Genomic DNA, 21,379 nt, shown 5'->3' with positions numbered 1-21,379 from the left:
TGCGTTGGCATTAGATGTCTCTGCATGTAGTGTCGTCCCCCATGAGCTCTTCCGCACATCTGTCCACGACTTCGACGAAGTGGGACGCCCGCCTGTGGGGCATCCTGCTGACCGTCTCCCTCGTGGTCGGCCTCGACGCTCTCGACGTGTCGATGGTGGGGGTCGCCCTCCCCTCCATCCAGGCCGACCTCGGGCTGTCCACCAGCACCCTCCAATGGGTCGTCAGCGGGTACGTCCTCACCTACGGCGGTCTGCTCCTCCTCGGCGGCCGGACCGCCGACCTCCTCGGCCGGCGCCGGGTGTTCCTCGTCGCCGTCGCGGTCTTCGCCGTCACCTCGCTGCTCGGCGGGCTGGTCGACGACGGTGGGCTGCTGATCGCGACCCGGCTGCTGAAGGGCGTCTCCGCGGCGTTCACCGCGCCCGCCGCGCTCTCGATCATCACCACGACCTTCGCCGAGGGCCCGGCCCGCAACAAGGCGCTCGGGATCTTCGCCGTCTTCGGTGCCAGCGGCTACAGCGCGGGGCTCGTCTTCTCCGGCCTGCTGACCGAGGTCGGCTGGCGCTGGACATTCTTCCTGCCGTTCCCCATCGCCCTGATCGCGCTCGTCGCGGCCTTCCGCGTGCTGCCGAAGGAAGGGCGGCCGGAGCGTACCGGCGGCTACGACCTCCCCGGCGCGGTGACGGGCGTCGGCGCGATGCTGCTGCTCGTCTACACCGTCGTCGAGGCGCCCGAGGTGGGCTGGGGCGCGTCCCGCACGCTCCTCCAGTTCGCCGTGGCCGCGGTGCTGCTGGCCGCGTTCCTCGCCATCGAGCGGCGCAGCAAGCACCCGCTGATCCGCCTGGGCATCCTGCGCTCCGGGCCGCTGGCCCGCGCGAACCTCGGCGCCGCGGTGTTCTTCGGCGGCTACCTGGGCTTCCAGTTCCTGGTGATGCAGTACCTCCAGTCCGTGCTGGGCTGGTCGGCGATGGAGACGGCGCTCGGCTTCCTGCCGGCGGCGCTGATCGTCGCGTTCGGTTCGCCGCGGATGGACGCGGTGATCGCCCGGGTCGGCACCACGCGCACCATCGCGGGCGGCGTGGTGGCGCACCTGCTGGCGTACGTGCTGTTCCTCGCCATCGACCGGGACGCGCCGTACCTGGTCGGCACGCTGCCGAGCATGGTGCTGCTGGGCCTCGGCTTCATGCTGGCGTTCGCGTCGTTCAACATCCAGGGCACCGCGGGCATCCCGGACCACGAGCAGGGACTCGCGGGCGGGCTGCTGAACACCTCGCTCCAGGTGGGCGGGGCGATCGGGCTGGCGATCGTGACGGCCGTGCTGACCGCGAACGCCGAGGGCGAGACCGGCTCGGGGGCGCTGCTGAACGGCTTCGACCCGGCGCTGTACGTGGTCGCCGCCATGGCGGTGGTCGGCCTGGTCATCGCCCTGTCCGGCCTGCGCGGGACGCGCCGGCCGGAGCAGGAGCCGAAGCCGGTGGAGGACCGCGAGTTCGTCTACGCGGCCGACTGACCACAGTCGTCGGAACCACGGGGAATCGGGGGTATGCGGACCCGGGCCGGGCAGGCCCGGGTCCGCACGTACGCGGGCACGGGGGTACGGGGGCGGGGGAGCTACGGGGCCGGGTCGTCCTGTTCGTCCGGGTCCACCCCCAGGCTGTGGAGGAACGCCGCCGCCGCCGGGGACGGCCGGGTCCGCGGCCAGACCAGGCGCTCCTCCCGGGTCGGGCCGCCCGCGACCCGCACCGTGGCCAGGCCCGTGAGGCGCGGCGCGAAGGTGCTCGGCAGCAGGGCCACGCCCAGGCCCGCGCGGACCAGGTCCGCCATGAAGTCCATAGAGGACACCTCGAAGCCCACCGTCCGCCGCAGCCCCGCCGCCGCGAACGCCTCCTCCGACTGCGCCCGCGCCGCCGTGCCCGCCTCGAAGTCGACGAACGTCTCCTCCGCAAGCCGCGCCAGATCCGTCCAGCCGGCGTCCGCCAGCGGGTGGTCCGGCGGCACGACGGCCAGGTGCCGGTCCCGTACCAGGACCCGCTCGCGGACCTTCTGCGCGCGAAAGCCCGCCGGCACCCCGAGCAGCGCCAGGTCGTACGTGCCCTCCGCGACCGCCCGCACCAGCTTCTCGCTCGCCCCCACCGCCAGGCTGATCCGCACCTGCGGGTACGCGTCGTGGAACTCCCGCAGCGCCGCGGGCAGGTCCACCGCCGCCACCGTGGGGATCGTCCCGATCGCGAGGCGCCCGCGCACCTCCCCCGTCGCCGCCGCGACCTCCGCGCGGGCCCGCTCCGCCGCCGCGAGGGTCGCGCGGGCGGCGGGCAGGAACGCCTCGCCGGCGCGGGTGGGGCGGACCTGCCGGCTCGTCCGGTCGAACAGCCGGGCGCCCAGCTCCCGTTCGAGCTTGCCGATCTGGTGGCTCAGCGCCGACTGGACGACGTGGCAGCGCTCGGCGGCCCGGGTGAACCCGCCGGTGTCCGCGACGGCGACGACGTAGCGCAGTTGTTGCAGCTCCATGCGATCCATCGTGATACGAGATGGATCAGATGACAACTATGTGTTGGACTCATCGATGCCGGTGGGCGGAGCCTGGCTGCATGACAACGGACTCGGTTTCCCCGCGCGAGCAGCCCGGCACCCTGGGGCGCGGACTGCTGCTGCTCATGGCGACCGCCACCGGCCTGTCCGTGGCGGGCAACTACTTCGCCCAGCCCCTCCTCGACCTCATCGGCCGCGACCTGCACGTCGGCAGCACGCTCGCCGCGCTCGTCGTCACCGCCGCGCAGACCGGCTACGCGCTGGGCCTGATACTCCTCGTCCCCCTCGGCGACGTGACCGACCGGCGGCGGCTGTCCGTGGGCCTGTTCGTCGCCACCGCCGCGTTCCTCGCGCTCACCGCCGCCGCGCCCAACGGCCCCGTGCTGCTCGCCGGTACGGTCCTGACCGCGCTGGCGTCCGTCGGCGCGCAGGTAGTCGTCCCGTACGCGGCCGGGCTCGCGGCGCCGGAGGAGCGGGGGCGGGTCGTCGGCGTCGTGATGTCCGGCATCCTGCTCGGCGGGCTGCTGGCCCGTACCGCCTCCGGTGCCCTGTCCGAACTCGGCGGCTGGCGCACGATCTACTGGGTCAACGCCCTGCTCATGGCCGGCATGGCCGTCCTCCTCCACCGCCACCTGCCCCGCCTGCCCGCGGCCGGCGCCGGCATGTCCTACCCCGCGCTGCTGCGCTCCACCGTCGCGCTGCTGCGCGAGGAGCCGGTGCTGCGGCGGCGGTCCGCGCTCGGGGCGCTGTCGCTGGCCTCGTACAGCGTGCAGTTGACGGCGCTGACGTTCCTGCTGGCCCGGCCGCCGTACGGCTGGTCGGAGTCGGCGATCGGGCTGTTCGGACTCGTCGGGGCGCTGGGCGTGGTGACGATGACGTTCGCGGGGCGGCTGAACGACCGCGGCCACGTGCAGGCGGTGACCGGCGCGGGCGTGCTGCTGCTGACCGGCTCGTGGGTGCTGCTGGGGGTGGCGGGCGAGTCGCTGGTGTGGCTCGTCGTCGGGATCGTCGGCCTCAACGTCGCGCAGCAGGCGGTGCTCAACAGCAACCAGGCGGTCGTGTACGCCATCCGCCCCGACGCCCGCAACCGCATCAACTCCGCCTTCATGACGAGCTTCTTCGCCGGCGGCGCGGTCGGCTCCGCGCTGACGTCGGTGGTCTGGACGCGGGGCGGCTGGCCGGCGGTCTGTGCGCTGGGCGCGGTGCTGGCGGCCGGGACGGTGCTGCTGTGGGTGGCGGAGCGGGTGGGCGCGAGGCGGGAGCGGGTGGGCACGGGAACGGCGGCGGAGCCCGGGGCGCCGGCCGTACGGGACGAACCCGCGCCCCGCGACGAACCCGCGCCCCGGCACGCGCCCGTGCGGTGACGGGCTACCCGCCGCCCCCGCCCTGCTGCAACGGCGCCAGCGCCGCGGCGATGTGCGCCTCCGTCGCCGCGCGGTCGACGCCGAGCCGGGAGAGCACGCCGTCGCCGTTCTCCTGCTCCAGCAGCGCCAGCAGGATGTGCTCCGTACCGATGTAGTTGTGGCCCAGCCGCAGCGCCTCGCGGAAGGTCAGTTCCAGCGCCTTCTTCCCCTCCGCGTTGTACGGGACCAGCTCCGGCACCGTGCCGCCGGTGGCCGGCGGCAGCGCCGCGGCGGCCTCCTGCCGTACGGCGTCCAGCAGGATGTCCTGCGCCTTGATGGCCGCCCCGCCGACGGCGTCGGGCTCGGCGAGCAGGCCGAGGACGAGGTGGGCGGGGCCGATCTCGGTGTTGCCCGCGGCGCGCGCCTCGTTCTGGGACGCCATCACGACGTTCTTGGCGCGGGGCGTGAAGCGGGCGAAGCCCTCGCTCGGGTCGAGCGTGACGCCCCCTTCCGAGCCCTTGGTCACGAACCGCTTCTGGGCCGCCTGCCGGGTGACGCCCATGCTCTTGCCGATGTCCGTCCAGGAGGCGCCGGAGCGCCGGGCCTGGTCGACGAAGTGGCCGATGAGGTGGTCGGCCACCTCGCCGAGGTGGTCCGCGGCGACGACGGCGTCGGTGAGCTGGTCGAGGACGTCGGGGTGGACCTTCTTGATCGCCGCGATCAGGTCGTCGAGGCGTACGGGATTCGCCGTGCGTTCGGGTTCGGTCATGGTGACAACCCTAGGTTGACACCCTCCCCTGCGTCAACCTTCGGTTGACACCACGCGGTAGTGGGTGGTCAGCCGGCCGTCCTCGTCCAGGACGTGGAACGCCAGGGCCGGCGGCTGGTCGAGATGCACGTGGTCGTCCGCGTGCGCCCGGTGCTCCCAGGGCAGCCGGACGGTGTTGACGACGCCGGGCGCGACGAGCAGCGGCCGGCCGGCGAAGGTGGTGGCGGCGGCGGTGTGCGCGTGCCCGGCGAGGAAGGCGGTCAGCCGGGGGTGCCGGCCGGCCAGCTCCGCGAGGCGCCCCTCGTCGAACTGCCGGATCCCGTCGACGTACGGGATGTGCAGCGTCACCGGCGGGTGGTGGAACGCGACGAGCACGGGCTCGCCCTCCGGCGCCCGCCCCAACTCCTCCTCCAGCCACGCCAGCGTCCCGTCGCCGAGCCACCCCTCCGGCTTCCCCGGCACCGACGAGTCGCACGCGATCACCGTGAACCCCGCCCCCCGGTGCACCTGGTCCACCGGCTCCGCCGACCCCGGCTGCCCGAGCAGCCCGCGCCGGAACTCCGCGCGGTCGTCGTGGTTGCCGGGGCAGACCAGCACCGGGTGCCGGGAGGCGAGCAGGCCGCGGGCCGTCGCGTACTCCTCGGGGGTGCCGTGGTCGGCGATGTCGCCGGTGACCAGGACAAGGTCCAGGTCGTACGGCAGGTTCTCCAGGTAGTCCGCCACCGCGCGGGTGCGGCGGACGCTGCGCTCGTCGTCGATGTGGACGTCACTGAGGTGCGCGATCACGGCCATGGTCTGGCTCCCTCCCCGGTACGCCGACGTCGGTGCCGGCGCCCGTGGCGGCGACGCTACGGGCCGGACACGGCGGCGGTGAACGGCCAGTCGGGGGCCGGTGGCCCGACGGCGACCACGGCGCAATCATCGTGTGGTTGCCGCGCCGGTGCTTTCAGGTCCGGCCGGAGCTGGATCTGCACGTCGAGCAGGGGGTGGACCCCGGCGGTGGCCTCCTGGTGGTCGAGGTCACCTCCTACGATCAGGACGCGGATACCTGCGACCCCGTGGAGAAGCCGCTTGCCTATGCAGAGGCGGGCCTTCCGGTCTGGCTGCTCATCGACCGTACGACCTGTGAGACCGTCATCCACAGCGAGCCCGAGGACGGCGAGTACCGGGCCGTACGTTCCCACCCCTACGGCAGCACTTCCGGTCCGTGATTCCCAAGACCCGCACGGCCCCGCGCCCATCTTCGACACGGCCGCCTGGTCGTCGTTCGTCGAGGCCGTCAAGGGGCGGACAGTTCCCCACTTGAGTTTCAGGAAGCCGCAGCTTGAGATAGATAGCTGCCAAAGATATACGTCACCTGGTCCAGGAACGTGAATCCAGTTGACGTGTAGGTATCGGCATGTTCATTGGAGCAACTCATCGCCATCTCGTTATGGGAATTCGGAAGATCGGTGGTGGATATATTCCATATCACAAACCCGAATACGGCACAGATCAGTCCGACGCGGGCCCAGCGGGGCGGCCTGGGTCGCCCGACCGTGAGAACCATGAGAAAAGTGGTAGCGAACAGTAGAGTTCCTGATGCCACCTTGCCGGCGCCGAGCAGCACAACGCCGAACAAGCCGGTAAGGACAATTCCTGTCCACGTCGCCATCTTCTTGAGGTTGTCCATCAGGGGTTTCTCCTTGTTTGCGGTCAGGCCGTTCGGCTGGCTCGGCCGGAAAGCTGGATGCCGTCGGCGACGGTGAGGTCACCGAGCCCTCGGTCGGCTCGTCCGGCCCGGTGACGGGGTGTGCAGGCGCTCGTAGCGCCTGGCCACACCTGCCAGTTCGATCACGTGGGTCGGGGGAATCGTCCGCCCTGGGGGTCGCAAGGGCTCATGCCGTGCTGTTCCCCGCGAACATAGGGTCGGGCCGTGCCACGGCGCGTCGGCCGCGGCAACGACATCCGGCCGTCCTCGCGGAGGACACGGCGGCGGGTCATCCTTGAGGCGTACGCCGGCGGGACAACTCCCGTGGTCGTGCGGCGGACGTCCAAGCGATTCGAATGGGCCTTCCGGCAGCCTCCGGATGGGCTGCACGGCACGTGCGGCGGTTGCTGGACGACGTGTGCAGCGTGCCGCAGGGCGGTGTGCCGGGTGCGGCCGGCGGGGGCTTGACCGTCGTGCGGGAAGCCGGATGGTTCCTCACCTTGAGGGCCGCGTGCAGGGAGGGGCCGCCCGGGATTCTGGTCAGCGCCGCGGCGCACTGCCTGATCGCCCCTGTCGGTACCGAGCCCGCCCGGCTGGAGGTCTACGCGCGGCCCCGCCACGAGCGCCCCGACGCTCTGGACGGCCGGGCATTGAACCCCCTCGGCGTGCACACCGTCGCCCGGGGCCAGGTCCTTGCGCTGGCTGCCGGACAACGTGTCGCCGTCTTCACGCAGCCGGAGATCGTCTGCCCGCATCTGCTGCTCACCGGGCCCCTGGTCCTCGCCTACCGGCCGGCCTATGACCGCACGACGCTGTGTCCGGTCCAGGTCATCAGTGGGCGCAACCGTCGATACGGCCGACACCGACTCCGTGCTCGCCTCGGCCGACGCCCTCAACGCGCGGAACGGTGACGAGGATCTGCTGGTCGACCACCTCAAGCACGAGCTTGGCGATCTCGCCTCCTGGCAGAAGGGCAACCCCTACACGGGACCGTCACTGCTCCTGGGCCACGGTGACGCGCCGTCTGATCGGTGTCGACCTGAGCGGCGAGGAGTTCGACCAGGCCCCCGACGTCCCCGGCGACATTTCCGAGATGGCCGCCGAGAAGGCCCGCGTCCGGGGCACCGCCGTTTGATCGTCCTCGACACATGCGCGGTCATGGCCCTTGCCGCCGTGGGGCGGCGGCGACCGGGCACCGGGGGTTGTTGCGCCGGGACGCCCCGGGGTCAGCGGGTCGCCGGGCGGGTCGGCGCCGGGTTCGGTTCCAGGACGTCGACCTTTTCGTTGCGCAGGAGCCCAGGTCGCGGCCCTCCTTGTGGGCGTTCAGCAGTTTCCCCACCTGGGGCTCGGACAGGCCGTTCTCCTTACCCGGTCGGCCCGGACTACGCCGGCCCCGGCGCGTTCTCCGGCGCCCGCCCGGCACGCAGCAGGCCCAGGCTGGTGAACATCTCCCAGCACCACGCCAGCGCGGTGTCCACCGTCTCCCACTGCGAGTCCTCCGGCGACAGGTACGACAGGACGTACGGCTCCACGATGCCCCCGGGCAGGTCCTCCGCGTAACAGTCGTACGGCCCGCCCCCGTACGAGGTGTCGCGCATGCGGCGGGCCACCGCGTGCGGGGCGCTGTCCCATGCCGCGAACCACAGGCGGCGCAACATCGCCGGGTGCGCCATGACGAACATCAGCCGCCCCATGTCCAGCGGTTCCGCGGCCGAGATCACCCGCGCCACCGCCGCGAACCGGTCCGTGTCGCCGACGTACGGGGTGAAGCCGGACCAGATCTCGACGCTGTGGCCCGCCGCGATGATCGAGGAGCACAGGGCGGACAGCGCCACCCCGCGGTGGTGGATGGCCGAGTGCGGGGTGGTGTTCACGTACCCGGCCGGGACGAGGAACGTCACCACGCGGCCCCGGGCGGAGATCCGCTGCGGCACCGCGTCCACCATGCACTCCGGCTCGCCGCTCAGGTAGGCGCCGATGTCGACCTCGCTGCCGGTGACGTCCCACGCCGGCACCAGGGCGGTCGTCAGCACCTCGTCGCCGATCCGCTCGCGCAACTGGGCCACCTCGGCGTCCACGTCGGGCAGCACGGTGGTCCAGCCGTCCTCGGCAAGGCGCAGCGCCTCACTCCACGTCGCGCCCGGCCAGTCGCCCCCGGCATGCCGGCCGTCCCCGTCGTCGATGGTGTCCGGCGCGCGGGCGGCGTCCACGAACTCCTGCCAGGACCACATCGGAGGCAGGGCGTGGTCGGTGTCCTCCGGCCCCGGGTGCCGCCGGCTCACGTCCCGGCGTCCTCGTCCAGCCCCAGGGCCGCGCGGTGGGCCGCCGACATGCCGCGCACCACCCGCCACCGGACGGCCTGCTCGACGCTCGCCCCCGCCTCCAGCAGCCGGGCCGCGTCGATGCTGGCGCGGGGCGAGAACATCACCGGCAGCCGCTTCTCGGCCGCCGTGGCGCGCAGCTCCCGCACGTTCTCGATCACCCGCCGGGCGTCCGCCGTCCGCGAGGGCGCGTACGCGAGCGCGACGCGCTCCTCCAGGTCCTCGTCCACCGGCACGTCGATGACGACGTACCGGTCCAGCGTCGCCGCGTCCAGCGCCTGCCGGCCCACGTACTGCCGGTCGCCGCCGGTGCCGTAAGTGTTCCCGGTGGCGATCAGGCGGAACTCCGGGTGCGCGTCGACCATGCCGTCGGCGAAGGCGCAGGACCGGATGGACAGGGCCTGGTTCAGCTCCGCCAGCAGCCCCGGGTGGCCGCTGTCCAGCTCGTCGAGCAGCATCAGGCCGCCGTGCTCGAAGGCGCGGCGGAACGGCGTGTCGTGGTAGTGGCCGTGCGCGTCGTAGTAGCCGAAGATCTTGCTCATCGGCGTCGTCGGCCCGAGGGAGAGGGCGTGGAACTCCCGCCCGAACGCCTCCGCCGCCTGCTGCGCCATCATCGACTTCCCGGTGCCGGCCGGGCCCACCAGCAGCACGTGGCAGCCGGCGCCGAGCGCGAGCAGCACGTCCGGCAGCAGGGCGTGGGTGTGTCCACTGACGCGGACCGGGTCGGCGGCTTTTCCGACCCTGACGTCCACGACGTGCGGCGCCTCGGCGACGGCCTCGGCGACCGCGCGGGCCGCCTCCTTCCGGGCGAACGCCGAGGCGGACCGCATCATCTCCGTCCGTGACTCCGCCATCTCGGTCCGGGCGTTGCCCAGCGCCTCGTCCAGCTCCCCCTGGGCCTTGCCCAGCACGTCGTCCAGCTCCCCGCGGGCCTTGCCCAGGACCTCCCCCGCCGCGTCGCGCGCCTCTGCCAGCGCCTTGGCCGACGACTCGGCGGCGAGGCCCGCGGCCGTCGCCTCGGCGACCCGTTCCGCCGTCCGGGTCGCCGTGGCCCCGGCCGCCGCCTCGGCGGCCCGGACGATCTCCTCGGCGTGCGCGACGCGCTCGTCGGCGATGGCGTGGGCTGTCTCCGTGGCCACCCGCTGCGCCGTCGTCTCCATCGTCTGCTGGGCGTACGGGGATCTGGCGAGGACGTCGGCGTAGCGCATGATGGTCTCGCTCGCCACGGCGTCTGCGATCAGGCGGACTTCCGCCCTGCTGGTCTCACGCATACCGGAATTCTGGCGGGCCGCGCCGGGACCCCTCCCGGTGCCGGGGCCGTTCACTCCTCCGGCCCGCCGCGGAGGACTCTTCTCCCCGGTCTCCCCGGTCTTCCCGGTTCGATCGGGTCAGCGGGCCGACAGGCGGTCCAGCGCGAGGTTCAGTTCCAGGACGTTGACCCGGTCGTTGCCCAGGAAGCCCAGGTCGCGGCCCTCCTTGTGGGCGTTCACCAGGTTCTCCACCTGGCGTTCGGACAGACCGTTCTCCCGTGCGACCCGGTCGACCTGGATCTCCGCGTACGCCGGGGAGATGTGCGGGTCGATCGCCGAACCCGAGCCGGTGACGGCGTCCTTGGGGACGTCCGCGACCGGCACGTCGTTGAAGGCGGCGACCTGCTCGCGTGCCTCCTTCACCGTCCTGACCAGGGTGGCGTCGGAGGCGCCGAGGTTGGAGGGGCCGGTGGCCAGCGGGTCGTAGCCGCTGTGGGAGGGGCGGGGCTGGAACCAGCGGGGGTCGGGTTCGTCCGTGCCCTCGATGTTCCAGCTCTGGCCGATCAGCTTCGAGCCCGCGTCACGGCCTTCGAATGCGACCTTCGAGCCGTTCGCCTCGTCGGAGAACGCGCCCTGCGCGATCCCTGTGATCACCAAGGGATAGATCACGCCGGTGACCACGGTGAGGACGAGCAGCGCGCGCAGCGCGCTGAAGAGCAGCCGTGCGGTGGTGTGTGCGGAAGAGTTCATCGGGGGTCCTCAGCCGATTCCGGGGATGAGCGAGACGACGAGGTCGATCAGCTTGATGCCGGCGAACGGGGCCACCAGCCCGCCGAAGCCGTAGACCCCGATGTTGCGGCGGAGCATCCGGTCGGCGCTGACCGGCCGGTACCGCACGCCCCGCAGGGCGAGCGGTACGAGCGCCACGATGACCAGCGCGTTGAAGACGACCGCCGAGAGGATCGCCGACTCCGGCGAGGACAACTGCATGATGTTGAGCCTGTCCAGGCTCGGGTAGGCGGCGGCGAACATCGCGGGGATGATCGCGAAGTACTTCGCGACGTCGTTGGCGATGGAGAACGTCGTCAGCGCGCCCCGGGTGATGAGGAGCTGCTTGCCGATCTCCACGATCTCGATGAGCTTGGTGGGGTCGGAGTCCAGGTCGACCATGTTCCCGGCCTCCTTGGCGGCGGAGGTGCCGGTGTTCATGGCGACGCCGACGTCGGCCTGGGCGAGCGCCGGGGCGTCGTTGGTGCCGTCGCCGGTCATCGCGACGAGCTTGCCGCCGGCCTGTTCGCGCTTGATCAGGGCCATCTTGTCCTCGGGCGTGGCCTCGGCGAGGAAGTCGTCCACGCCCGCCTCGGCGGCGATGGCCCGGGCCGTCTTCGTGTTGTCGCCGGTGATCATGACGGTCCTGATGCCCATCCGGCGCAGCTCCGCGAAGCGTTCGCGCATGCCCTCCTTGACGACGTCCTTGAGGTGGACGACGCCGAGGACCCGCGCGCCGCGGGCGTCGGCGACGGCGACGAGCAGCGGGGTGCCGCCGGACTCGGCGACGGAGTCGGCCGCGTCCCGTACGGCGTCGGGGACGTCGCCGCCCCGGTCCCGTACCCACGCCGCGACCGCCCCGGCCGCGCCCTTGCGGACCTGCCGGCCGCCGGTGTCCACGCCCGACATGCGGGTCTGCGCGGTGAACGGCACCCGGTCGGCCCCCGCCAGTTCGCCGGGGCCGCGCTCGCGCAGCCCGTAGCGGGACGTGGCGAGGACGACGATCGAGCGGCCCTCCGGGGTCTCGTCGGCGAGCGACGACAACCGCGCGGCGTCGGCGAGTTCCGCCTCGGTGGTGCCGGGCGCGGGCACGAACTCGTGCGCCTGCCGGTTGCCGAGGGTGATGGTGCCGGTCTTGTCCAGCAGCAGCGTGGACACGTCGCCGGCGGCCTCGACGGCGCGGCCGGACATCGCGAGCACGTTGCGCTGCACCAGCCGGTCCATGCCCGCGATGCCGATCGCGGACAGCAGCGCGCCGATGGTGGTGGGGATCAGGCAGACGAGCAGCGCGGCGAGCACGACGAGGGACTGCTCGGCGCCCGCGTAGACCGCGAACGGCTGGAGCGTGACGACGGCGAGGAGGAAGACGACCGTGAGCGAGGCGAGCAGGATGTTCAGCGCGATCTCGTTCGGCGTCTTCTGCCGCGCCGCGCCCTCGACCAGCGCGATCATCCGGTCGATGAACGTCTCGCCGGGTCTGGCGGTGATCCGTACGACGACGCGGTCCGACAGCACCCTGGTGCCGCCGGTGACCGCGGAGCGGTCGCCGCCCGACTCCCTGATCACGGGGGCCGACTCGCCGGTGATCGCGGACTCGTCGACGGAGGCGACGCCTTCGACCACGTCGCCGTCGCCGGGTATGACGTCGCCGGCCTCGCAGACGACGAGGTCGCCGACGCGCAGGTCGGTGCCCGGGACCCGCTCCTCACCGTGCGCGGTACGGCGGCGGGCGACCGTGTCCGTCTTCGCCCTGCGCAGGGTGTCGGCCTGCGCCTTGCCGCGGCCCTCGGCGACGGCCTCCGCCAGGTTGGCGAAGAGCACGGTGAGCCAGAGCCACCCGGCGATGACCCAGCCGAACCCGTCGCCGGGGTCGGTGACCGCGAGGACCGTGGTGAGCACCGAGCCGATCTCGACCACGAACATCACCGGCGACTTCACCAGCGTCCGCGGATCGAGCTTGCGCAGCGCCTCGGGTACGGAACGGACGAGCTGTCCCGGGTCGAAGAGCCCGCCGGCGACCCGGGGTCCGGGCTCGTGCCGTACGGGATCCGCGGCCTGATCGTGCGGCGCGGGGGCGGGGGTGTGGGTCTGGATGCTCATGCGGCCAGTCCTTCGGCGAGCGGTCCGAGTGCGAGCGACGGGAAGAAGGTGAGCCCGGCGACGATGGCGATGCAGGCCACCAGGACGCCGGTGAACAGCGGCTTGTCGGTACGGAGCGTCCCGGCCGACGCCGGCACGGGCCGCTGCCGGGCGAGCGAGCCGGCCAGCGCCAGCACGAACACCATCGGCAGGAACCGGCCGAGCAGCATGCACAGGCCGAGCGCGGTGTTGTGGAACCCGGTGTTCGCCGAGAAGCCCGCGAAGGCGCTGCCGTTGTTGTGGGAGGCGGAGGTGTAGGCGTAGAGGACCTCGGAGAAGCCGTGCGGGCCGGTGTTCGTCATCGACGACTCGCCGTTGCCCGTGCCCATCGCCAGCGCCGTGCCGGTCAGCACCAGCGCGGGGGTGACGAGGATGTAGCAGGCCGCGAGCTTCATCTCGCGCGGCCCGATCTTCTTGCCCAGGTACTCGGGCGTACGGCCCACCATCAGCCCGGCGACGAACACCGCGACGATCGCCATGACCAGCATTCCGTACAGCCCGGAGCCGACGCCGCCGGGCGCGATCTCGCCGATCATCATCCCGAACAGCAGCACGCCGCCCGACAGTCCGCCGAAGGAGTCGTGGAAGGCGTTGACCGCGCCCGTCGACGTCATCGTCGTGGAGACCGCGAACAGCGACGACGCGCCCTCGCCGAGCCGCTGCTCCTTGCCCTCCATCGCGCCGCCCGCCAACTGCGCGGCGGTGCCCGGGTGCGCGGCCTCCAGCCAGGTCACGGCGACCACGCCGGCCAGCCAGATGCCGGCCATCGCGGCCACGACGGCGTAGCCCTGGCGGACGCTGCCGACCATCTTGCCGAAGGTGCGCGGCATGGCGAACGGGATGACGGTGAGGAGGAAGATCTCCAGGAGGTTGGAGAGGCCGTCGGGGTTCTCGAAGGGGTGGGCGGAGTTGGCGTTGTAGAAGCCGCCGCCGTTGGTGCCCAGCTCCTTGACGGCCTCCTGGGAGGCGACGGCCCCGCCGGTGAGGTGCTGGGTCTGCCCGGTCACGGTCGTCACGGACTGCGTGCCGGAGAAGTTCTGGATCGCGCCGCACGCGACCAGCAGCACGGCCGCCACGGCGGCCATCGGCAGCAGGATGCGTACCGTGCCGCGCACCAGGTCCGCCCAGAAGTTGCCCAGGTCGCCGGTGCGGGAGCGGGCGAAGCCGCGGATCAGCGTGACCGCGACGGCCATGCCGACGGCGGCCGAGACGAAGTTCTGCACGGCCAGGCCGCCGGTCTGGGTGAGGTGGCCCATCGCCGACTCGCCCGGGTACGACTGCCAGTTGGTGTTCGCGACGAACGACGCGGCGGTGTTGAACGCCTGGTCGGGGCTGATCGCCGCGAAGCCGAGGGAGAGCGGCAGCCTGTCCTGGAGCCGCTGGAGCAGGTAGAGGAAGAGGACTCCGGCCAGCGAGAACGCGAGCACGGCACGCAGGTACGCGGGCCAGCGCATCTCGGCGTCGGGGTCGGCGCCGATCGCGCGGTAGATCCAGCGCTCGACGCGCAGGTGCTTCTTCCCGGCGTAGACCCCGGCCATGTGGTCGCCGAGGGGGCGGTGGACGAGCGCGAGGGCGACGACCAGCGCCGACACCTGGAGCACGTCAGCGAGTATCGGGCTCATGCCGGGACCTCAGAACCTCTCGGGGAAGACGAGGGCGAGGACGAGGTAGCCCAGCAGGGCGACGGCCACGATGAGGCCCACCACGTTGTCGGCGGTCACAGCTTGGCCACCCCTCGGGCGATGAGCGCCACCAGCGCGAAGACCGCGAGGGTGGTGACGACGAAGGCCGCGTCGGCCATCGGGTGCTCCTAGACGGTGTCGGTGTCGGGTCGGTGTCGGTGTCGTTGTCGGTCTGGTGTCGGATCGAACGGACACGTCCAGGGAAACCCCGGGGCGGGGCGGATGTGACGGGTGTTGACGGGCCCCTGACGAGGCGGGGGGCGGCGTTGACGGGATTCATACGCAGGTGAGGGGCGCGCGCGGCGGGTAGCCTGGGGCTTACGGAGACGGCCCCCCGGATGACGGGTGTGCCCTCCCTGCGGCGGTGGGGCCCGCCGTACCCGAACCGCGGCGCCGGATGCCGCCAACGGTCCCTGCTTGCGACGGAAGGCGCGCGCTGCCGCGCGCCGCGGCGAGTGGGCGAGGTACGCGATGGCACAGGTCCCGCAGCCCGGGGAGCCCGCCGGCCGGGCACACCCGGCCGAACCGGTCGACCCCGACGTCGAGGTGGCGCTCCCCGCGCCGCCCGACCACCGGTGGCGCGGACAGGGCGCCCCGGTCGCGATGGTCGCCCTCGGCGGCGGCCTCGGCTCCGCGGCGCGCTACGGCGCGGGGCTGCTGTGGCCCACGGAGCCGGCGGCCTTCCCGTGGACGACGCTGGCGGTCAACGCCGCCGGGTGCGCGGCGATCGGCGTGCTGATGGTCCTGATCACGGAGGCGCGGACGGCGCACCGGCTGGTGCGGCCGTTCCTGGGCGCCGGGGTGCTCGGCGGGTTCACGACGTTCTCGACGTACGCGGTGGACGTGCAGCGGCTCGTGGCGGAGGAGGGCCGGGCGGGGGCGGGCCTCGCGTACCTGGCGCTGACCCTGGCCGCGGCGCTGGCCGCGGTCACGGCGGCGCAGGCCGCGACGCGGCGCGCGGTGCGGCGGCCGCCGTCGTCCGGCGGGGGCGGGGGCGGGGCGTCGGCGGCTTCGGCGGCGGGTGAGGGGGAGGGGGGCGCGTGAACTGGCTGCTCGTCGTCGCCGGGGGGATGGTCGGGGCGCCCCTGCGGTACGTCGCGGACCGGGCGGTGCAGTTGCGCCACGGCTCGCCGTTCCCCTGGGGCACGCTCGCCGTCAACGTCGCCGGCTGCCTGATCCTCGGCACCCTCACGGGCGCGACGCTGGCCGGCGCCGCCTCGGAGCCGGTGCGACTGCTGCTGGGCACGGGGCTGTGCGGGGCGCTGACGACGTACTCGACGTTCTCGTACGAGACGCTGCGGCTGGCCGAGACGGGGCGGGGGCGGTGCGCGGCGGCGTACGTGGGGGCGAGCCTGGCGGTGGGCCTGGGCGCGGCGTTCCTGGGCGCGGCGGTGGGGGAGGCGGCTTGGGGGTGAGGGCTCGCGCCTGCGGGGCGGGGGGTGTGGGGCGTACCGAACGGTGCGTACGGGAAACCCGTGTGCTTCCGCGGCGATCCGTCGGGTAGCGTGCGCGTCATGTCGAGCCCCGAGTCGGACAGGGCGGGGGCTTTCGGTCACGCCGTCAGCCCCCTGGACCGCTAGTCCGCAGCCTCCCGCCCCGCCGCGCAGCGGGGCCGGACGCGCGCGCCGCCGGGCGCTGACCGCGGTGATCGAGACGCCTCCCTTCCGTGCTTCTCCTCGCCTCGGAGCCTCTCGATGCCCTTCCCGCTCTATCTCCTTGCCCTGGTCGTCTTCGCCATGGGCACCTCGGAGTTCATGCTCGCCGGCCTGCTGCCGGACATCGCCGCCGACCTCGACGTCTCCGTCGGTACGGCCGGCAGCCTCACCTCGGCGTTCGCGATCGGCATGGTCGTGGGCGCCCCGCTCGTGGCCGCGCTCGCCCGCAACTGGCCGGGCCGCGGCACGCTCCTCGGGTTCGTCCTCGTCTTCTCTGCCGCGCATGTCGTGGGCGCCCTCACCCCGAGCTTCGCGGTGCTCTTCGCGACCCGCGTCGTGGCCGCGCTCGCGAACGCGGGCTTCCTCGCCGTCGCGCTGACCACCGCCGCCGGCCTCGTCCCGCCCGACCGGAAGGGGCGCGCGCTGGCCGTCCTGCTCTCCGGCACGACGGTGGCCACGGTCGCCGGGGTCCCGGGCGGCTCGCTGCTGGGCGCGGCGTTCGGCTGGCGGGCCACGTTCTGGGCGGTCGCCGTCCTCTGCCTGCCCGCGGCCCTCGGCATCCTCGCGGGGATCCCCGCGCGCCGGGGACGGCCGGGCGGGGCCGACGGGCCGGCGCTGCGGGCGGAGATCGCCCGGCTCGGGAGCCCGCGGCTGGTCCTCGTCATGCTGCTCGGCGCGCTGGTGAACGCGGCGACCTTCGGCAGCTTCACGTTCCTGGCCCCGCTGGTGACCGACACCGCGGGGCTGGCCAAGCCGTGGATCTCCGTCGCGCTGGTGCTCTTCGGGGCGGGTTCTTTCGCGGGCGTCACCCTCGCGGGCCGGCTCGCCGACCGGCGGCCCTGGCAGGTCGTCGCGGCCGGCGGGCCGCTGCTGCTCGCCGGCTGGCCGGCGCTGGCGCTGCTCGCCGGGTACCCGGTGGCACTGCTGGGGCTCGTGTGCGTGCTGGGGGCGCTGTCGTTCGCGGTGGGCAGCACACTGATCACGCGTGTGCTCTACGAGGCCGCCGGGGCGCCGACGATGGCCGGGGCGTACGCCACGGCGGCGCTCAACGTCGGCGCCGTGGCGGGTCCGCTCGTCGCCGCGGGGGCCATCGGCGTCGGCGGGAACCGCGGGCCGCTCTGGGCCAGCGGGCTGCTCGTCCTGGCGGCGCTGGTCGTCGCGGTGCCGTTCCGCGGGGTGTTCGCGGCGGCGCGGAGCGGCGCGGGGTGACGCCGGGCGGTGGCGCCGGTGTCGTCAGAGGAGGTCGGGGAGGAGGGGGAGGTCGAGGTCGATGCCGCCGCGGTCGGAGTCGTCGTCCGAGCCGCCGCCGTTGCCGGAGCCGGAGCCGCCGCCCGAGCCGCCGTCGCCGCTGCCGCCCTCTTCGCTCGGGGTGGGCGTCGGGGTGCCGGTGGACGGGGACGACGAGCCGGACTCCGTGGAGTCCGGTGCCGTGACGCGGCCCTCCGCCGGGGTGGTGGTCGACGGTGCCGGGTCGTCCGTCGTCGGCGCCGCGCTCTCCGACGGCCGGTCCGCGCCGCGGGCCGCCTTCGACGGCGGGGTCCGCGGCTGCGTGGGCTCCGCCTCGTCCGGCGTCGCCGCGCCCGAGGGCCGGTCGCCGTCCGGGGTGGGGCCGCCGGTGCCGTCGCCGGGCTCCTCGGAGGGGAGCGGCTGCACCGGGGTGTCGGCCCGTTCCGCGGCGTTGTCCGTACGGGCGCCTCCGCCGCCGCCCATGGCGTTCGCGGCGAGCAGCCCGCCGGACAGCACGGTCATCCCCGCCGCCGCCAGCCCGGCCAGGCGCCGGCTCCGCCGCTTGTAGCGCCGGTGCCGCGACCGGGGCCGTACGGGCACCAGTTCGGCCCCCACGCCGCCGCCGCCCCCGGCGTCCGCCGGGTGCCCGGCTTCCGGCACGTCCGCGGGGTCCCCGGCGTCCTCGGCCGCGTACGGCGACCGGTCGCGGTCCGCGAACAGCTCCAGGTCCCCGGGCGCAGGCCCGTCCGACGCCCCCGCGGGCAGTTGCAGCGCCGCCGCGCTCAGCGTCCCGTAGACCTCGGGAACGCTCCGCGGCGGAGCGCACCACGGTGCTCCCGCCGCGTCGTGCCGGCTGTCGCAACGCGGGCAGTAGATCGTCGTCACTGTCCTGCCGTCCCTTCCGTCGCCTTGGGGGGAGGGGTGCTCGACGCCGGAACAATGTGCCAGCGCCGGAATCCCGCGGAGCACGAAGAATCCCCATAAGGAGTGCGGCGGTGAGACCTATCTCACATGGCGGGTCCGGGCGCAGACCACCCTTCGTCCGGACATGGCACCCACGGCCGCCCCGGAACCCGCGCTTCCCGGGGGGACTGCGAGACTGCGGCGATGACGGTTCAGCTCGTGTCCGTGATCGGGAACAGCCCCGGGGTCGGCAAGTCCACCCTCTGCCGCGGCCTCGCCGCGGCGCGCCGCGAAGGCGGCGCGGAGGTCGACCACTTCGAGGAGGCCGACATCCTCACGCGGGAGGCGTTCCGCCCGGTGGCCGAGGAGTTCGCGGACGGGGCGGGTGCCGTACGGCCGGGGACGCTGGTCGCGTGCATGCGGGCGTACGTCGCTGAGGCGGTCGCCGCCGGGACGGACGTCCTGGTGACGGACGCGCTGCTGCCGTTCGTGCCGTCCCTCGTGGCGTGGGGCCACGACGAGGACACGGTCGCGGGTGTCGTGGCGGACCTGGAGTCGGCGGCGGCGCACCTGCGGGCCGAGACGGAGCTGACCCGCCGGGTGCTGGCGCGTACGCCGTGGCGGGTGGTGCCGGTGGACGCGGGGCGGCTGGACGCGGAGGCGGCGTTCGCGTACGCCCGCGGGCAACTGGCGGAGCCGGCCGCGGGGTTCTAGCGGGAGGGACGGCAGGGCGTCGATCCGTACGAGTCCCAAGCCCCAAGCCCCAAGCCCCAAGCCCCGAGTCCCGAGGTTCGTGTCCCGAGGCCCTTGGGTCGCTGCGCTCCGCGGGTCGTGGTCGGTGTCCCCGTTGCCCCATACGTCCCGTGGGTTTCTCCCGCCACGAGCGCCCCGCTGACCCCCGATGTCCGACCCGCGCGCGATGCTCGAATCCGAACCGTTTGTTGACGACTTCCGTAAGGATCCGAGATGAGCAAGCTTGACGACCTCCGCTCCGCCGTCCGGGGCCGGGTGCTGCTGCCCGGCGACGACGGCTTCGAGCCGGCCACCCAGCCGTGGAACCGCGCCGTGCCGCAGCCCTCCGCCGCGGCCGTGGTGGAGGCGGCCGACGCCGACGATGTCGCCGCGCTGGTCCGCTATGCGCGGCGGGCCGGTGTCGCCGTTGCCGCGCAGCCCGGGGGGCACGGCGCCTCGGGCGACGTGGAGGGCGCCGTGCTGCTGCGTACCCGGCTGCTGGACGAGGTGCGCGTCGACCCCGCGGCGCGTATCGCCCGGGTCGGGGCCGGGGTGAAGTGGGGGCGCGTACAGGAAGAGGCGTCCCGGCACGGGCTGACCGGGCTGCCCGGCAGCTCGCCCGTCGTCTCCGTGACGGGCTACACGCTGGGCGGCGGCGTGAGCTGGTTCAGCCGCGCGCACGGCTGGGCGGCCGACTCCGTGACCGCCTTCGAGGTCGTCGACGCGGACGGCGAGGCGGCCCGGGTGACCGCCGAGTCCGACCCCGAGCTGTTCTGGGCGCTGCGCGGCGGCGGTGGCGACTATGCGCTGGTCACCGCGACCGAGTTCCGGCTGCACCCCGCGCCCGCCCTGTACGGCGGGCAGATGGTGTGGCCGGCGGCGCGGGCCCGGCAGGTGCTCGACGTCTACCGCGAGGTGACCGCCGCCGCGCCCGACGAGCTGACGGTCTGGGCCGGGCTGCTGAGCGTCCCCGGCGCCGAACCGGTGGTCGCCGTCCACACCACGTACCTCGGCGAGGGCGCCGGCGAGGCCGCGCCCGCGCTGCTGCGCCCGTTCGACGCCGTCGAGGACCGGATCGACGACACCCGCGCCGTGCTGCCCGTCCACGAGCTGGGTTCCATCACCAAGGAGCCCACCGACCCGAGCCCCGGCCTCATCCGCGGCGAGCTGCTCACCGCGCTGGACGACACCGTGGTGGACGCGCTGCTCGCGGAGCCGATCGACCCGCTGCTCGGCGTCCAGCTCCGGCACGTGGGCGGCGCGCTGGCCCGCCCCTCGGACTCGCCGCACGGGCCGCTGACCGAGCCGTACGTCCTGTACTTCTTCGGCGTGCCCTTCTCCCCCGAGGTCGCCGCCGGCATCCCGGTCCGCCGGGGCGCGCTGCTGGAGGCCCTCGGTGCGTACGTCGCGGGGCACAAGCCGTACACGTTCCTCAGTGCCGGCGAGCGCGCCTCCGACACCTTCGGCGCCGAGAGCCTGGCCCGCCTGCGGGCCGTCAAGCGGGCCCGCGACCCGCAGGGGGTCTTCCGCAGCAACTTCCCCGTCGACAAGGGCTGACCGCCGTCACTTCACCACCGCGGTGAACTCCGCGGTGCGCACGGCGTCCTCGTGCTTGAAGTCGAGGAACAGCCGGTACGTCCCCGGGCCCGGCACCTGCGCGTGGAACGCCACGACGGGCCCGGGCTCGGTCGTGCCGTCGCCGGGGGAGCCGTCCGGGTGGACGTGGACGTACGCGAGGTCTTCGAGGCGCAGCGCCACGAGGTGCCCGTACGCGGCGAGGTAGGGCTGGAGGTCGGTGACCGGCCGCCCGTCGCGGGCGACCGCGAACTCCAGCCGCCGCCGCTCGCCCGCGGCCGGCTCCCCGGTGAGCGTCACCTCGCGGCCGTCCACGGCGAAGGCGGGCGCGGGCCCGGGGAGTTCGCGCGCGGGGCCGTCGCCGTCGCCGGCCCCGAGGTCGGCGCCGAGGGTGAGGGTGCGGCCGAGCGCGGCGGGGGCGAAGTCGGCGAAGACGCGGTAGGCGCCGGCCTCGGGCAGGCGGACGCGGACGGACCAGGTGCCGTCGTCGGCGACGGCGGGGTGGACGTGGACGTAGCGGGTGAGGTCGCGGCGTACGACGATCAGGTGGACGAGCTTGTCGTGGATGGGCGTGAGGTCGGCGACGGGGCGGCCGTCGGTGCCGAGGAGGCGGAAGCGCAGGTCGGAGTCGGTGCCCGCGGGGAGCGCGACGGTTTCCAGCGCGAGGGTGTAGCCGTCCTGGGAGCTGTCCAGACCGGCGGGACCGTGCTGCTCGTGCTGTCCGTGGTGGGCGTGGGCGTCGTGGTGGTGCGGGGTGTTCATGGCGGGTGTCCTGCCTTTCGAGTCCGGTGCGGCCTG

23 protein-coding genes are annotated in these 21,379 nt (G+C 73.8%); 11 read left to right on the top strand and 12 right to left on the bottom strand.

What is annotated here, in order from left to right:
• Positions 1-41 precede the first annotated feature (41 nt).
• Complete coding sequence (locus tag QBL21_RS34180) at positions 42-1,508, top strand: MFS transporter (protein WP_407566091.1); 1,467 nt, start codon at positions 42-44, stop codon at positions 1,506-1,508.
• Between the two features lie 101 nt (positions 1,509-1,609).
• On the opposite strand, the gene QBL21_RS34175 is transcribed toward QBL21_RS34180, so the two are convergent.
• On the bottom strand, positions 1,610-2,506 hold the full coding sequence (locus tag QBL21_RS34175; RefSeq protein WP_407566090.1) for a LysR family transcriptional regulator: 897 nt from the start codon (positions 2,504-2,506) through the stop codon (positions 1,610-1,612).
• Positions 2,507-2,586: 80 nt separating this feature from the next.
• Between QBL21_RS34175 and QBL21_RS34170 the strand changes: the two genes are divergently transcribed.
• A complete protein-coding gene (locus tag QBL21_RS34170) occupies positions 2,587-3,891 on the top strand; it encodes an MFS transporter (RefSeq protein WP_407566089.1) in 1,305 nt (434 codons plus the stop codon).
• Between the two features lie 4 nt (positions 3,892-3,895).
• Here the strand turns inward: QBL21_RS34170 and QBL21_RS34165 are convergent, their stop codons facing one another.
• A complete protein-coding gene (locus tag QBL21_RS34165) occupies positions 3,896-4,639 on the bottom strand; it encodes a Clp protease N-terminal domain-containing protein (RefSeq protein WP_407566088.1) in 744 nt (247 codons plus the stop codon).
• Positions 4,640-4,672: 33 nt separating this feature from the next.
• Entirely contained in the window at positions 4,673-5,431 is a 759-nt protein-coding gene (locus tag QBL21_RS34160) for a metallophosphoesterase (protein ID WP_407566087.1), read from the bottom strand.
• A 32-nt stretch (positions 5,432-5,463) separates the two neighbouring features.
• Between QBL21_RS34160 and QBL21_RS34155 the strand changes: the two genes are divergently transcribed.
• The gene (locus QBL21_RS34155; protein WP_407566086.1) at positions 5,464-5,850 is read left to right on the top strand and encodes a Uma2 family endonuclease; all 387 of its coding nucleotides are present in this window, start codon (positions 5,464-5,466) and stop codon (positions 5,848-5,850) included.
• Positions 5,765-6,013: a DUF397 domain-containing protein gene (locus QBL21_RS34150; protein WP_407566085.1), complete on the top strand. Its 249-nt coding sequence runs from the start codon at positions 5,765-5,767 to the stop codon at positions 6,011-6,013. The genes QBL21_RS34155 and QBL21_RS34150 overlap by 86 nt, the downstream gene beginning before the upstream one ends.
• On the opposite strand, the gene QBL21_RS34145 is transcribed toward QBL21_RS34150, so the two are convergent.
• Positions 5,949-6,311, bottom strand: a complete 363-nt coding sequence (locus QBL21_RS34145) for a hypothetical protein (protein ID WP_407566084.1) — start codon at positions 6,309-6,311, stop codon at positions 5,949-5,951. The genes QBL21_RS34150 and QBL21_RS34145 overlap by 65 nt on opposite strands.
• A 422-nt stretch (positions 6,312-6,733) precedes the next feature.
• Here QBL21_RS34145 and QBL21_RS34140 point away from each other — a divergent pair, with 422 nt between their 5' ends.
• Together QBL21_RS34140 and QBL21_RS34135 are read left to right on the top strand one after the other, a co-directional pair.
• Positions 6,734-7,240 (top strand): hypothetical protein, encoded by a 507-nt coding sequence (locus tag QBL21_RS34140; RefSeq protein ID WP_407566083.1) that lies wholly within the window; start codon positions 6,734-6,736, stop codon positions 7,238-7,240.
• 101 nt (positions 7,241-7,341) lie between these two features.
• A complete protein-coding gene (locus QBL21_RS34135; RefSeq protein WP_407566082.1) occupies positions 7,342-7,464 on the top strand; it encodes a hypothetical protein in 123 nt (40 codons plus the stop codon).
• A gap of 247 nt (positions 7,465-7,711) precedes the next feature.
• On the opposite strand, the gene QBL21_RS34130 is transcribed toward QBL21_RS34135, so the two are convergent.
• From QBL21_RS34130 to kdpF, 6 genes are all read right to left on the bottom strand, one after another.
• Positions 7,712-8,611: a hypothetical protein gene (locus QBL21_RS34130; RefSeq protein WP_407566081.1), complete on the bottom strand. Its 900-nt coding sequence runs from the start codon at positions 8,609-8,611 to the stop codon at positions 7,712-7,714.
• Positions 8,608-9,921, bottom strand: a complete 1,314-nt coding sequence (locus tag QBL21_RS34125) for an AAA family ATPase (RefSeq protein WP_407566080.1) — start codon at positions 9,919-9,921, stop codon at positions 8,608-8,610. Before QBL21_RS34125 ends, QBL21_RS34130 begins: the two co-directional genes overlap by 4 nt.
• A 117-nt stretch (positions 9,922-10,038) precedes the next feature.
• Positions 10,039-10,650 carry a potassium-transporting ATPase subunit KdpC gene (gene kdpC, locus QBL21_RS34120; protein ID WP_407566079.1) on the bottom strand — a complete coding sequence of 204 codons (612 nt, stop codon included), beginning with the start codon at positions 10,648-10,650 and terminating at the stop codon, positions 10,039-10,041.
• A gap of 9 nt (positions 10,651-10,659) precedes the next feature.
• Entirely contained in the window at positions 10,660-12,768 is a 2,109-nt protein-coding gene (kdpB, locus tag QBL21_RS34115) for a potassium-transporting ATPase subunit KdpB (protein WP_407566078.1), read from the bottom strand.
• Complete coding sequence (kdpA, locus tag QBL21_RS34110; protein WP_407566077.1) at positions 12,765-14,429, bottom strand: potassium-transporting ATPase subunit KdpA; 1,665 nt, start codon at positions 14,427-14,429, stop codon at positions 12,765-12,767. Before kdpA ends, kdpB begins: the two co-directional genes overlap by 4 nt.
• Positions 14,430-14,438: 9 nt before the next feature.
• Positions 14,439-14,528: a K(+)-transporting ATPase subunit F gene (gene kdpF, locus QBL21_RS34105; protein ID WP_018836529.1), complete on the bottom strand. Its 90-nt coding sequence runs from the start codon at positions 14,526-14,528 to the stop codon at positions 14,439-14,441.
• A 432-nt stretch (positions 14,529-14,960) separates the two neighbouring features.
• On the opposite strand from kdpF, the gene QBL21_RS34100 reads away from it, so the two are divergent.
• The 3 genes from QBL21_RS34100 (at position 14,961) to QBL21_RS34090 (ending at position 17,353) form a co-directional block, all read left to right on the top strand.
• Positions 14,961-15,533 (top strand): fluoride efflux transporter FluC, encoded by a 573-nt coding sequence (locus QBL21_RS34100; protein ID WP_407566076.1) that lies wholly within the window; start codon positions 14,961-14,963, stop codon positions 15,531-15,533.
• The gene (crcB, locus tag QBL21_RS34095) at positions 15,530-15,904 is read left to right on the top strand and encodes a fluoride efflux transporter CrcB (protein WP_407566075.1); all 375 of its coding nucleotides are present in this window, start codon (positions 15,530-15,532) and stop codon (positions 15,902-15,904) included. The genes QBL21_RS34100 and crcB overlap by 4 nt, the downstream gene beginning before the upstream one ends.
• A gap of 279 nt (positions 15,905-16,183) precedes the next feature.
• The gene (locus tag QBL21_RS34090; RefSeq protein ID WP_407566074.1) at positions 16,184-17,353 is read left to right on the top strand and encodes a Cmx/CmrA family chloramphenicol efflux MFS transporter; all 1,170 of its coding nucleotides are present in this window, start codon (positions 16,184-16,186) and stop codon (positions 17,351-17,353) included.
• 24 nt (positions 17,354-17,377) lie between these two features.
• On the opposite strand, the gene QBL21_RS34085 is transcribed toward QBL21_RS34090, so the two are convergent.
• Positions 17,378-18,256 carry a hypothetical protein gene (locus QBL21_RS34085; protein ID WP_407566073.1) on the bottom strand — a complete coding sequence of 293 codons (879 nt, stop codon included), beginning with the start codon at positions 18,254-18,256 and terminating at the stop codon, positions 17,378-17,380.
• Positions 18,257-18,478: 222 nt separating this feature from the next.
• Between QBL21_RS34085 and QBL21_RS34080 the strand changes: the two genes are divergently transcribed.
• Positions 18,479-18,988: a hypothetical protein gene (locus tag QBL21_RS34080; RefSeq protein WP_407566072.1), complete on the top strand. Its 510-nt coding sequence runs from the start codon at positions 18,479-18,481 to the stop codon at positions 18,986-18,988.
• A 252-nt stretch (positions 18,989-19,240) separates the two neighbouring features.
• Positions 19,241-20,563 (top strand): FAD-binding oxidoreductase, encoded by a 1,323-nt coding sequence (locus tag QBL21_RS34075; RefSeq protein ID WP_407566071.1) that lies wholly within the window; start codon positions 19,241-19,243, stop codon positions 20,561-20,563.
• 6 nt (positions 20,564-20,569) lie between these two features.
• On the opposite strand, the gene QBL21_RS34070 is transcribed toward QBL21_RS34075, so the two are convergent.
• Positions 20,570-21,343 (bottom strand): hypothetical protein, encoded by a 774-nt coding sequence (locus QBL21_RS34070; protein ID WP_407566070.1) that lies wholly within the window; start codon positions 21,341-21,343, stop codon positions 20,570-20,572.
• Positions 21,344-21,379 lie beyond the last annotated feature (36 nt).

The sequence above is a fragment of the Streptomyces sp. 184 genome (genome assembly GCF_045781775.1).
GTDB lineage: Bacteria > Actinomycetota > Actinomycetes > Streptomycetales > Streptomycetaceae > Streptomyces.
The sequence above is the reverse complement of the archived record's forward strand: the minus strand, read 5'-3'. Positions and strand labels throughout refer to the sequence as shown.

Bases quoted from the DNA above. Each gene is read 5' to 3' on its own strand.
- QBL21_RS34180 (WP_407566091.1), top strand. From the start codon at position 42: ATGAGCTCTTCCGCACATCTGTCCACGACTTCGACGAAGTGGGACGCC.
- QBL21_RS34175 (WP_407566090.1), bottom strand. From the start codon at position 2,506: ATGGAGCTGCAACAACTGCGCTACGTCGTCGCCGTCGCGGACACCGGC.
- QBL21_RS34170 (WP_407566089.1), top strand. From the start codon at position 2,587: ATGACAACGGACTCGGTTTCCCCGCGCGAGCAGCCCGGCACCCTGGGG.
- QBL21_RS34165 (WP_407566088.1), bottom strand. From the start codon at position 4,639: ATGACCGAACCCGAACGCACGGCGAATCCCGTACGCCTCGACGACCTG.
- QBL21_RS34160 (WP_407566087.1), bottom strand. From the start codon at position 5,431: ATGGCCGTGATCGCGCACCTCAGTGACGTCCACATCGACGACGAGCGC.
- QBL21_RS34145 (WP_407566084.1), bottom strand. From the start codon at position 6,311: ATGGACAACCTCAAGAAGATGGCGACGTGGACAGGAATTGTCCTTACC.
- QBL21_RS34125 (WP_407566080.1), bottom strand. From the start codon at position 9,921: ATGCGTGAGACCAGCAGGGCGGAAGTCCGCCTGATCGCAGACGCCGTG.
- kdpC (WP_407566079.1), bottom strand. From the start codon at position 10,650: ATGAACTCTTCCGCACACACCACCGCACGGCTGCTCTTCAGCGCGCTG.
- kdpB (WP_407566078.1), bottom strand. From the start codon at position 12,768: ATGAGCATCCAGACCCACACCCCCGCCCCCGCGCCGCACGATCAGGCC.
- kdpA (WP_407566077.1), bottom strand. From the start codon at position 14,429: ATGAGCCCGATACTCGCTGACGTGCTCCAGGTGTCGGCGCTGGTCGTC.
- QBL21_RS34100 (WP_407566076.1), top strand. From the start codon at position 14,961: ATGGCACAGGTCCCGCAGCCCGGGGAGCCCGCCGGCCGGGCACACCCG.
- QBL21_RS34090 (WP_407566074.1), top strand. From the start codon at position 16,184: ATGCCCTTCCCGCTCTATCTCCTTGCCCTGGTCGTCTTCGCCATGGGC.
- QBL21_RS34080 (WP_407566072.1), top strand. From the start codon at position 18,479: ATGACGGTTCAGCTCGTGTCCGTGATCGGGAACAGCCCCGGGGTCGGC.
- QBL21_RS34075 (WP_407566071.1), top strand. From the start codon at position 19,241: ATGAGCAAGCTTGACGACCTCCGCTCCGCCGTCCGGGGCCGGGTGCTG.
- QBL21_RS34070 (WP_407566070.1), bottom strand. From the start codon at position 21,343: ATGAACACCCCGCACCACCACGACGCCCACGCCCACCACGGACAGCAC.